A 10,416-nucleotide genomic window follows, 5' to 3' on the forward strand; every position below is an offset into this window, starting at 1 on the left:
GAAACGGCTGGGCGCATACGCCTGGCGCGAGGCCTTGGAAATTCTGCGCGACCGGGTGCGCCTGACCGTCGCCCTGTTCGGCACCGCCTTTCTGATGGTGGTTTTCGGCTACGGCATTTCATTGGACGTGGAAAAAGTACCGTTTTCGGTGCTCGATCAGGATCAATCGCCGGAAAGCCGCGCCTATATCGAACAGTTCCAAGGCTCCTCCTATTTCCGCGAGCGCCCGCCGCTGAGCGGCCCAACCGCGCTAACGGCGGAGCTGAAAAGCGCCCGCAGTGCCGCCACGCTCGAAATTCCGCCCGATTTCGGCGCGCATCTGCGCCGGGGCCAGCCGACCGAAGTCCGGGCTCTCATCGATGGCGCGATGCCCTTCCGCGCTGAAACCGTGGCGGGTTATGTCACCGGGCTGCACCAGCAGTTTCTAACCAGTATGGCCAAGGAAAACGGCCTGACGCTGCCCGTAGCCCCGATCCAGATCGAAACGCGCTTCCGCTACAATCAAGCCTTCCGCAGCCTCGATGCGATGGTTCCCGCCACCATCGCCCTGCTGCTGGTGATGATCCCGGCGATTCTGATGGCGCTCGCCGTGGTGCGGGAAAAGGAAATGGGCACGATTGCCAATTTCTACGTCACCCCCACCAGCCGCTTCGAGTTTCTGATCGGCAAGCAACTGCCCTATGTCGCCGTGGGGATGGTGAATTTTACGCTGATGAGCCTGATGGCGGTAACCCTGTTCGGCGTGCCGCTGAAAGGCAGTATTTTGGGCCTCACTCTGGGCGCGCTGATCTATGTAACCGCGACCACGGGCATTGGGCTGCTGATGTCCTCCTTCGCGCGCACGCAGATTGCCGCGCTGTTCGGAACAGCCGTCGCCTCGGTCACGCCCGCCGTACAGTTTTCCGGCATGATGCAGCCCGTGAATACCTTGGAGGGCGGCGCGCGCCTGATCGGCACCGTCTTTCCCACGACCTATTTCATGAAAATCAGCGTCGGCACTTTCACGAAAAGCCTGAGTTTTTTTGACGTGCTGCCGTTTCTACTCGCCTTGCTGGCCTTCGTGCCCGTGCTCTGGGGCATCTCGATGGCCCTCCTGCCGAAGCAGGAGCGCTGAGCATGGGCCGTCTCGTCAATATCTCCGCCCTGGTCGGCAAGGAGTTTTCCAGCCTGCTGCGCGATTTCGCCCTGCTGGCCTTTGCCATTTACGCCTTCAGCTTTGCGATTTATTCCCAAGCGAACGGCCTGTCGCACGAGGTGCATCGGGCCGCGATGGGCATTGTCGATGAAGACCGCTCGCAGCTTTCCGGGCGTTTAATGTCGGCCTTCACCGAACCGCGCTTTCAGCCGCCGGAGTTGATCCGCCAGGACGAAATCGACCCGGCGATGAATGCCGGGCGCTTTACCTTCGTGCTCAATATCCCGCCGAATTTCGAAGCCGATGCCCGCGCCGGGCGCGCCCCCACGGTGCAAGTGCTGGTCGATGCCACCGCTATGATGCAGGCAGGCATCGGCGCAAGCTATATTCAGGCGATGGTGCTGGACGAAACCCAGCGCTTCTTGGGCCGCAATGATGCCCTCCCCGCCCCGTCCCCCGTGGCGGTACAAGTGCGCTTCGCCTTCAATCAAGACCTTTCGAGCCCGCGCTTTACCGGCGTTATGGCGCTGATCGACAATATCACCATGCTCTCGATTCTGCTGGCGGGGGCGGCCCTCGTGCGCGAGCGCGAGCATGGCACTATCGAACATCTGCTGGTGCTGCCCGTCCGCCCCATCGATATTATGCTGGCGAAGATTCTGGCGAATGGCGCGGTAATTCTGTGCCTCACGGCGCTATCGTTGAAGCTGGTGATCGAAACCGCCCTGTCGGTGCCACTCGTGGGGTCGATCACGCTGTTTTTGGCGGGGGTTGCGCTCTATCTGTTTTTCACCACGGCGCTGGGGCTGTTTCTCGGCACCGTGGCGAAATCCATGCCGCAACTGGGGCTGATTTTCATTCTGGTCTTCCTGCCGATGAACCTGCTCTCGGGCGGTCAAACCCCGCGCGAGAGCATGCCGGAGGTGCTGCAATATGTGATGCTGCTCTCCCCCTCCACCCATTTCGTCGCAATTGCCCAGGGTATCCTCTATCGCGGCGCGGGGCTGGAGGTGGTGTGGGTGAATTTCCTCTCCACGGCGTTGATCGGCGGGGTGTTTTTTCTGCTCAGCCTGAAGCGCTTCCGCTCTCACCTCTCGACCTTCGGCTGAGCCGGGTTACGCCGCCTGCCGGGCGATTTCGGCAATCGAACTATCCAGCTCGTCGCTCGCAACCGCGACCGACTGGATCGAATCGGAGGCCGAGGCATCGGCGATCTGATTACCCTGAACGGTCACGTCCTGCGACACGTTACCGAGCGATTGCGCGGTTCCTGCCAGCCGGTGAGCAGACGGTTTGCCCGCCCCGGCAATTGATCCGCCGCGCTGCGCGTCAGCCCGGCCCCGACGAGTTCGGCCAAGGCGAGGCTTTGCTTAATCCCATTATCCAACCGGGTGCTGAGATCGGCAATCGCCTTAATCGCAGGCGGGAAGACGGCTTCCACGCTGGGTATTTTTCCGCGCACCGCCTTAAGTTGGCCCGATACGGTCAAGGTTTGCCACACGCTATCGGAATACTCCTGATAGGCGGGCACGAGAGCGGTATCGAACCCCGCAATGCGACGCGACCTATCGTTGAGGAGGGCGGGCACCGCCGCCGCCGCCCCCAGAATGGCCGCGTCGATCTTTGGCCATAGGCCCGTGAGCGCCAAATCCAATTACGCCGCCGCCGTGCTGGTTTCGGCGATCCGTTTTACGTGGCGCAGATTATCCGAAACCTTTTCGAGCGCCGCCCAGGACAAGAGCCCCAAGACGGCGATCAAAAGGATCAGCAGCCCAACCCCCGCGTGATTCGCCGGGTAATGGTAATCCCGTTCAACCGGGTAAAGAGTGAAGCCATACCGGAAATCCTCTGCGTCAGGGGGTGCCGAAACCGCCACCGCCGGGGGTTTCGATGACGAAAGAGTCGCCCGCCGTCATCGCGACCTCATGGGTTGCGCCGAATTCCTCCCGGGAGCCGTTTTTCCGGTCTACATAGTTCCGCCCGACCGCGCCGGGCTGGCCGCCCGCAAGGCCGAAGGGAGGGATCTTGCGGCGGTTGGCGAGAATCGCCGCCGTCATCGGCTGTAAGAACCGCACGCGGCGAATAACGCCATCGCCGCCGTGGAACTGACCGGCCCCGCCTGAATTGTTGCGCAGTCCAAAGCTCTCCAGCAAGACCGGAAACCGCCATTCCAAGATTTCCGGGTCGGTCAGGCGCGAATTCGTCATATGCGTGTGGACGCCGGACATCCCGTGGAAGGTGGCCCCCGCCCCGGCACCACCACAGATCGTTTCGTAATACTGGTAGAGATCATTGCCGAAGGTGAAATTATTCATCGTCCCCTGCGCCCCGGCCATAATGCCGAGCGCGCCGTAGAGCGTATCGGTAATCACTTGGCTAGTTTCCACATTGCCGGCCACCACAGCGGCGGGGTAACGCGGGTTCAGCATGCAACCTTCAGGAATGACGATGTCCAAGGGGCGCAGGCAGCCTGCATTCATCGGAATATCGTCGGGCACCAGCGTGCGGAAGACATAGAGCACCGCCGCCCGGCAGATGCTGGAAGGCGCGTTGAAATTATTCGGCTGCTGCGGGCTGGTGCCGGTGAAATCGATCTTGGCCGAGCGCTTGGCCCGGTCGATGGTAACGGTCAGGGCGATGGTTGCGCCATCGTCCATTTCATACGCAAAACTACCGTCCTTCAGCGCGTCGATGACCCGGCGCACCTGTTCTTCGGCGTTATTCTGCACGTGCCCCATATAGGCGCGGACCACGGCGAGGCCGAATTGATCGACCATGCGGCCCAATTCCGTCGCCCCGCGTGCGTTGGCGGCGATCTGCGCGCCGAGATCGGCGATATTCTGGTCGATATTGCGGGCGGGATAGGGGCCGGAGGCGAGCAGCGCGCGCATTTCGGCTTCGCGGAACCGCCCGCGTTCGACCAGTAGGAGATTATCGATCAACACGCCCTCTTGATCGACGGTTTTCGAGGTCGGCGGCATCGAGCCTGGCGTAATCCCGCCGACATCGGCGTGATGGCCTCGGCTGGCGGCGTAGAAACTCGGCTGGGTTTCGCCCTCCAAGAAAATCGGCGTAATCACGGTAATATCGGGCAGATGCGTGCCGCCATTATAGGGCGCGTTCAGCACGTAAACATCACCCGGCCCCATCGCCTTGCCGTGCTGACGGATCACCGCCTGCACCGAATCGCCCATTGAGCCCAAATGAACCGGCATATGGGGGGCATTGGCGATCAGATTGCCGTCGCCGTCAAAAATGGCGCAGGAGAAATCCAAGCGTTCCTTGATGTTTACCGAATGGGACGTGTTCTCCAACGTCGAGCCCATCTGTTCGGCAATCGACATGAAGAGATTGTTGAAGACTTCCAGCATGACCGGATCGACCGTCGTGCCGACCGCAAAAACTTTTTTCCAGCGGCACGACGCGGGTGAGGACCAGATGACCGCGCTCGGTAAGCTCAGCCTCCCAACCCGGCTCGATCACATTGGTGCCGGTCGGCTCGATAATCATCGCCGGGCCGGGCACCCTATCGCCCGCCAGCAGCTTCAGCCGGTCATAAACCCCGGCCAAATGCGCCTTGCCTGCGGTGAAGATCGAGACCTCGGCAAGGGTTTCCGGCTTGCCCTCGGTGCGCAGCGGCACCGGCGAATCCTGGTGGCGCTCCATTGCGCCGACGACTTCGACCGCGACCGCTTCGACAATCTGCGCCTTACCGGCGACGATAAAACCGTAGCGGCGGCGGTGCGCGTCCTCAAAGCGCCGGATTAGCTCCGCCAACGCATCCGGCCCCTCGGGCAGTTCAACGACGAGGAAAGCATCGGTGCCCTCATAGCGCAGCCGCAGCGTCGGGATCGCCCGCATCTGCGCGTCGGGAATATCCTGGCTGGCGAGTTCGGCTTTGGCCGCGACCGTGAGATCGGCGACGATCCCAGCGAGCTTCGGTAGCAGGGCTTTGGCGAGCGGCGCTTCCACCGCCGCTTCGCGCATCACGCGGAAATCGGCCAGCCCCATGCCGTAGGCCGAGAGAACCCCCGCCAGCGGGTGCAGGAAGACCTTTGTCATGCCCAGCGAATCGGCGACCAAACAGGCGTGCTGCCCGCCCGCGCCGCCGAAGCTGCACAGGGTATAGTCGGTCACGTCATAGCCGCGTTGGATCGAGATTTCCTTAATGGCATTGGCCATATTCTCGACGGCGATTTTCAAGAACCCGTCCGCCACCTCTTCGGGCGTGCGCGGGGTGCCGGTGAGGCGGGTGATTTCCGCCGCCATACCGGCAAACTTCGCCACGACTGCCGCCCGGTCCAAAGGCTGATCGCCGTTGAGGCCGAAGACCTTCGGGAAGAAAGCCGGGTCGAGCTTGCCCACCATCACATTGGCGTCGGTCACGGTCAGCGGGCCGTTGCGGCCATAGGCGGTCGGCCCCGGATTGGCCCCGGCGGAATGCGGGCCGACGCGAAAGCGGGTGCCGTCGAACCCCAGAATCGAGCCTCCCCCGGCTGCCACGGTATGAATCTGCATCATCGGCGCGCGCATGCGCACGCCCGCCACTTGCGTATCAAAGGCGCGCTCATACTCCCCGGCATAATGCGACACGTCGGTGGAGGTGCCGCCCATATCGAAGCCGATCATCTTTTGGAAGCCCGCCGACAGGGTCGATTGCACCGCGCCGACGATGCCGCCCGCCGGACCGGACAGGATCGAATCCTTACCCTGGAACAGTTTCGCGTCGGTCAAACCGCCGTTGGACTGCATGAACAACAGCCGCGTACCGCCCAATTCGCCCGCCACTTGATCGACATAGCGGCGCAGAATAGGCGAGAGATAAGCATCGACAACCGTGGTATCGCCGCGCCCAACGAGCTTCATTAGCGGGCTAACCTCGTGGCTGACCGAGACTTGTGTGAAGCCTATTGCCCGCGCCAAGTCCGCCGCCGATTTTTCCTGCGCCGTGTAGCGGTAGCCGTGCATGAAGACGATGGCGCAGGAGCGAATCCCATCGGCGTAGGCGGCTTCCAGTCCAGCTTTCGTCGCCGCCAAATCCAGCGCCTGTTCCACCGTGCCATCGGCGCGCACCCGCTCTTGCGCTTCAATCACCCGCTCATAGAGCAGTTCAGGCAGATGAATATCGAGCGCGAAAATATCGGGCCGATCTTGATAGGCGATGCGCAGCGCATCGCGGAAACCTTGAGTAATCAGCAGAACCGTCCGGTCGCCCTTGCGCTCCAGTAGCGCGTTGGTTGCGACCGTGGTGCCCATTTTCACCGCCGCGATTTTTTCGGCGGGAATGGGCGCGCTGCCCGGCACCTCCAGAAACTCCCGGATCGCCTGAAGCGCGGCGTCGCGGTAGCGTTCGGGATTTTCCGACAGAAGCTTTTTGGTCAGTAAGCGACCATCGGGCCGCCGGGCGACGACATCGGTAAAGGTGCCGCCCCGATCGATCCAAAATTGCCACTGCCCGTTGGAGGTGCCGTCCGGCATGATCTTATTCCTTATTTAGATACCGAGATAAGCGCGACGCACACCGTCGTCAGCCGCAATCTCGGCAGAAGTTCCTGAAAGCGCAACCCGGCCCGTTTGCAACACATAGGCGCGGTCGGCAACATCGAGACATTCGGCCACCCGCTGTTCGACCAGCTTCGGCATGATCCCCTGACTGGGCTCGTCGAGCAACAGCAAGCGCGGCTTGGTCGCCAAGGCGCGCGCTACTTCCAGGCGGCGCTTTTCGAGCGGGGTCAGTTTGACCGCGAGCCGGTCCGCCCGATGGGCAAGGCCGGTCCATTCCAGGGTTTCCATCGCCAGCCTTTTGGCGGCCTTGGTGGTTTTGGCGCGGTTATAGGCCCCGACGGTGACGTTTTCGAGCACCGACATCGAGTCGAAACTGCGCACCACTTGGAACGTCCGCCCGATCCCCGCCGCGCAGCATGCCGCCGCATCGAGCCCGGGAATGTTCTTACCTTCGAACCAAACTTGGCCCGAGGTGGGGGGGCAAGGCCCCGGCGATGACGCTGAACAGGGTGGATCTCCCGTTCGTCGAGAGTGAAGGACACATCGGTATTCGCCGCCAAACCGCCGAACTGCCGACAGATTTTATCCACACGCAAGAGGCTCATGGCGCAACCTTTCGTGAAGCAAGCGGCGTGCGGGACAGAATGCGGCGGCGCTTGAGATCCGCGAATCGCGCAGGTTTACGGACACATCGACCGAGATTTCCAGCGTGATCTGCGGGGGTTGCTGATACAGTTCCTTCACCAACCGGGGCAACCACGTATGAACGATGGTTTCCGATAATCCCAGGCGCACGGTGCCTTTCTGCGATTCGGGGTCGGTAACGGCCATCACCATTTCGTCGCGCAACGCGAGCAGCCGCTCGACATAGTCCAACAGTTCGACGCCCTTCACGGTCAGCGTCGGTCGCCATCCCTCGCGGTTAAACAGCAGGATATTGAGACTATCCTCCAGTTGGGCAATGCGGGCGGAAATCGCGGGCTGGGTGGTGTTCAGCTTGTCCGCCGTGCCGCGAAAGCTACCGAGTTTGGCGACCCAAAAGAAGGTTTCGAGGTTGCGGAAATCGATCACGGGGCCTGTCTTTCTGCCCGTCGCGGGCGGTCGGCGCAAAGGCTAAACCAGCTTTGCCCCAAACAGACCCCCCGCTGGCTATTCCAACAGCGACGATAAAAACTGCTTCAACTCCGGCGTCTGCGGAGAACCGAACACAATATCGGGCGGCCCCATCTCATGCACGCGGCCCTGGTGCATGAAAATCACCCGGTCGGCGACCTTGCGCGCGAAGTTCATCTCGTGCGTTACCATCAGCAAGGTCATCCCCTCCTCCGCAAGGCTTTCGACGACACGCAAGACTTCGCCCACCAGTTCCGGGTCGAGCGCCGAGGTGATTTCATCGCAGAGCAACACCCCCGGCTCCATCGCCAGCGCGCGGGCAATGGCGACGCGCTGCTGTTGGCCGCCGGAAAGCTGATCCGGCATCGCATCGAATTTTTCAGCGAGGCCGACGCGCTCCAATAGTTTGCGCGCCTGGGTGGCTGCGTCCGTCGGGCTGCGCTTTTTCACCAGGCCCGGCGCGAGCATGATGTTCCGCCCCACCGACAGATGGGGGAACAGGTTGAAGCTCTGAAAAATCATCCCGACGCGCTGGCGCAGGTCGCGCATCGCCGGGGCGCTATCGTGAACCAGATCCTTGCCGTCGACCGTTAGCGTGCCATCCTGAAAGATTTCGAGCCCATTGATGCAGCGCAGCAGCGTGCTTTTGCCCGACCCGCTTTTGCCGATGATGGCGATCACCTCGCCGCGCTGAACCGATAGATCGATGCCCTTCAGCACCTCCGTCGGGCCGTAGGATTTGCGCAGGGCCGTGATCTGAATAATGGGGGCTTGATAGGGCGCGGGATCAGCGGCGAGCGACATTGAGTTTCCTTTCAAGCGTCTTGGCATAGAGGCTGATGGGGTAGCACAGCGCGAAATAGAGCAAGGCCACGCAGGAAAAGACCGTGAAGGGCGCGTAGGTGACGTTGGAAATCATGTTCCCGGCGCGCGTTAGCTCGACAAAGCCGACCACCGAGGCCAGCGCCGTGCCCTTAATCACCTGCACCAAAAATCCCACCGTCGGCGGTACGGCGATTTTCAGGGCTTGGGGCAGAATCACATAGCGCAACTGCTCGCCAAAACTAAGCGCAAGGCTTTGCGAGGCCTCCCACTGGCCTTTCGGAATGGCCGCGACGCACCCCCGCCAGATTTCGGTGAGGTAAGCGCTGGTATAAAGCGTTAGCGCCACCGAAACCGAGACCCAAACCGAGGCCTTAATCCCGAACAGCCCCAGGCCGAAATAGGAGAGGAACAATTGCATCAGCAGCGGCGTACCCTGAAAAAGCTGAACGTAGCGGCCAACGAGCCGATCCACCCAGCGCCGCCCACCGAGCCGCGCCACCAGCAGCAAACCCCCGACGAGACCGCCACCGACAAAGGCGATCAGTGACAGCACAATCGTCCAGCGCGCCGCGAGCAGCAGATTGCGGACAATATCCCAGAGCGAAAAATCGACCATGCCGCTAGCTCCCGAAAATAAACTTGGGACCGGCCCAGTTGAGCACGCGCCGCAACCCTCCCGCGAGTAGCAGATAGAGCAGCGTGGCGACGATATACGCTTCGAAGGTACGGAAGTTGCGCGCCTGGATCACATTCGCCGCATAGCTTAACTCTTCCGTGGCGATCTGCCCGCAGACCGCCGAGCCGAGCATAACGATGATGCATTGGCTCACGAGCGCAGGCCACACTCGCTTCAAGGCGGGCGGCAACACGACATAAACGAACACCTGCACCCGGCTGAGGGCAAGGCTGTGCCCCGCTTCGATCTGCCCGCGCGGGGTATTCTCGATCCCGGCACGGATGATCTCGGTGGCATAAGCCCCAAGGTTTAGCACCATCGCAATGATCGAGGCCACTTCCGGCGACAGGCGCACGCCGAGCGACGGTAAGCCGAAGAAAATAAAGAAAAGCTGCACGATGAAGGGGGTATTGCGGATGATCTCCACATAACTCCCCACCAGCCACCGCAGCCAAACCGGCCCACTGGCGCGCGCCCAGGCGCAGGCAATGCCAAGGATCAAACCGATGAACATGGCAATCGCCGTCAGCCCGATCGTCCAGGCAACGCCCTTCAGCAAAAACGGCCATTGGCTGAGAATGGCCCAGAAATTCAGGTCAATCTGCATGGAAACCCCAACGGTCAGGGCCGAAAAAGGGACGGGTGTGAGACCCCGTCCCGGCATTAGCCTATTCGGTAAGCGGTAAATCACCCGCTGGGCGGCCCAGCCATTTTTGCGCCAGCTTATCCAGCGTGCCGTCTTTCTTGGCGGCGAGAATGATTTCATTCACCTTACTGCGTAAGGCGGTTTCGCCCTTGGCAACACCGATAAAATTGGGGCTATCCTTAATCAGCAGCTTATATTCCACGCCAAGGGACGGATTTTTCTGAATAATCAGCCCGGCGTTGGAAACGCTGGTGGCGATCACCTGGGTTTGCCCGGCAACGAAGGCGGAGGTTGCCGCCGCCTGATCCTCGTAGCGTTTGAAATCCATGCTGGCGGGGCCGACCTTCATCAACTCCTGCTCTTCCATCGCGCCCTTAGCGACGGCGATGGTTTTACCGCCGAGATCATCGAAGCTTTTAATCGCCAAACTCTTCGGCGCATAAACCGCTTGAAAGAACGGCGCATAGGCGTGGGTGAAATCGATCACCTTCTCGCGCTCCGGGTTTTTCCCCAAGG

Annotated in this window: 13 protein-coding genes; 2 read left to right on the plus strand and 11 right to left on the minus strand. The window is 61.4% G+C overall.

What is annotated here, in order from left to right:
* Both VZ95_RS00130 and VZ95_RS00135 read left to right on the plus strand, forming a co-directional pair.
* The coding region (locus tag VZ95_RS00130; protein WP_045774082.1) for an ABC transporter permease at window positions 1-1,114 on the plus strand (1,114 nt) is incomplete at its 5' end.
* 2 nt (window positions 1,115-1,116) lie between these two features.
* Window positions 1,117-2,244: an ABC transporter permease gene (locus VZ95_RS00135; RefSeq protein ID WP_045774083.1), complete on the plus strand. Its 1,128-nt coding sequence runs from the start codon at window positions 1,117-1,119 to the stop codon at window positions 2,242-2,244.
* 6 nt (window positions 2,245-2,250) lie between these two features.
* On the opposite strand, the gene VZ95_RS27765 is transcribed toward VZ95_RS00135, so the two are convergent.
* From VZ95_RS27765 to VZ95_RS00180, 11 genes are all read right to left on the minus strand, one after another.
* Window positions 2,251-2,382 carry a hypothetical protein gene (locus tag VZ95_RS27765; protein WP_269747028.1) on the minus strand — a complete coding sequence of 44 codons (132 nt, stop codon included), beginning with the start codon at window positions 2,380-2,382 and terminating at the stop codon, window positions 2,251-2,253.
* Window positions 2,367-2,789 (minus strand): hypothetical protein, encoded by a 423-nt coding sequence (locus tag VZ95_RS00140; RefSeq protein ID WP_045774084.1) that lies wholly within the window; start codon window positions 2,787-2,789, stop codon window positions 2,367-2,369. The genes VZ95_RS27765 and VZ95_RS00140 overlap by 16 nt, the downstream gene beginning before the upstream one ends.
* A complete protein-coding gene (locus VZ95_RS00145; RefSeq protein ID WP_045774085.1) occupies window positions 2,790-3,011 on the minus strand; it encodes a hypothetical protein in 222 nt (73 codons plus the stop codon).
* Window positions 2,989-4,503 carry a hydantoinase B/oxoprolinase family protein gene (locus VZ95_RS28420; protein WP_332307953.1) on the minus strand — a complete coding sequence of 505 codons (1,515 nt, stop codon included), beginning with the start codon at window positions 4,501-4,503 and terminating at the stop codon, window positions 2,989-2,991. The genes VZ95_RS00145 and VZ95_RS28420 overlap by 23 nt, the downstream gene beginning before the upstream one ends.
* Window positions 4,385-6,613, minus strand: a complete 2,229-nt coding sequence (locus VZ95_RS28425; RefSeq protein ID WP_332307952.1) for a hydantoinase/oxoprolinase family protein — start codon at window positions 6,611-6,613, stop codon at window positions 4,385-4,387. The genes VZ95_RS28420 and VZ95_RS28425 overlap by 119 nt, the downstream gene beginning before the upstream one ends.
* A 15-nt stretch (window positions 6,614-6,628) precedes the next feature.
* Window positions 6,629-7,219 carry an ATP-binding cassette domain-containing protein gene (locus VZ95_RS22580; RefSeq protein ID WP_198147995.1) on the minus strand — a complete coding sequence of 197 codons (591 nt, stop codon included), beginning with the start codon at window positions 7,217-7,219 and terminating at the stop codon, window positions 6,629-6,631.
* A gap of 3 nt (window positions 7,220-7,222) precedes the next feature.
* On the minus strand, window positions 7,223-7,711 hold the full coding sequence (locus VZ95_RS00160) for a LysR family transcriptional regulator (RefSeq protein WP_052711339.1): 489 nt from the start codon (window positions 7,709-7,711) through the stop codon (window positions 7,223-7,225).
* A 78-nt stretch (window positions 7,712-7,789) separates the two neighbouring features.
* Window positions 7,790-8,557, minus strand: a complete 768-nt coding sequence (locus VZ95_RS00165; protein ID WP_045774086.1) for an amino acid ABC transporter ATP-binding protein — start codon at window positions 8,555-8,557, stop codon at window positions 7,790-7,792.
* Window positions 8,541-9,194 carry an amino acid ABC transporter permease gene (locus VZ95_RS00170; RefSeq protein WP_045774087.1) on the minus strand — a complete coding sequence of 218 codons (654 nt, stop codon included), beginning with the start codon at window positions 9,192-9,194 and terminating at the stop codon, window positions 8,541-8,543. Before VZ95_RS00170 ends, VZ95_RS00165 begins: the two co-directional genes overlap by 17 nt.
* A gap of 4 nt (window positions 9,195-9,198) precedes the next feature.
* Window positions 9,199-9,861, minus strand: a complete 663-nt coding sequence (locus VZ95_RS00175) for an amino acid ABC transporter permease (RefSeq protein WP_045774088.1) — start codon at window positions 9,859-9,861, stop codon at window positions 9,199-9,201.
* Between the two features lie 61 nt (window positions 9,862-9,922).
* Window positions 9,923-10,416 (minus strand): transporter substrate-binding domain-containing protein (locus VZ95_RS00180; RefSeq protein ID WP_045774089.1); only part of this gene is annotated, 494 nt, incomplete at its 5' end.

This window comes from Elstera litoralis (assembly GCF_000963705.1).
GTDB classification, from domain to species: Bacteria; Pseudomonadota; Alphaproteobacteria; order Elsterales; family Elsteraceae; genus Elstera; species Elstera litoralis.

What these genes read in the sequence shown, in the direction of transcription:
- VZ95_RS00135 (WP_045774083.1), top strand. Translation starts at nt 1,117, where the DNA reads ATGGGCCGTCTCGTCAATATCTCCGCCCTGGTCGGCAAGGAGTTTTCC.
- VZ95_RS28425 (WP_332307952.1), bottom strand. Translation starts at nt 6,613, where the DNA reads ATGCCGGACGGCACCTCCAACGGGCAGTGGCAATTTTGGATCGATCGG.
- VZ95_RS00165 (WP_045774086.1), bottom strand. Translation starts at nt 8,557, where the DNA reads ATGTCGCTCGCCGCTGATCCCGCGCCCTATCAAGCCCCCATTATTCAG.
- VZ95_RS00170 (WP_045774087.1), bottom strand. Translation starts at nt 9,194, where the DNA reads ATGGTCGATTTTTCGCTCTGGGATATTGTCCGCAATCTGCTGCTCGCG.
- VZ95_RS00175 (WP_045774088.1), bottom strand. Translation starts at nt 9,861, where the DNA reads ATGCAGATTGACCTGAATTTCTGGGCCATTCTCAGCCAATGGCCGTTT.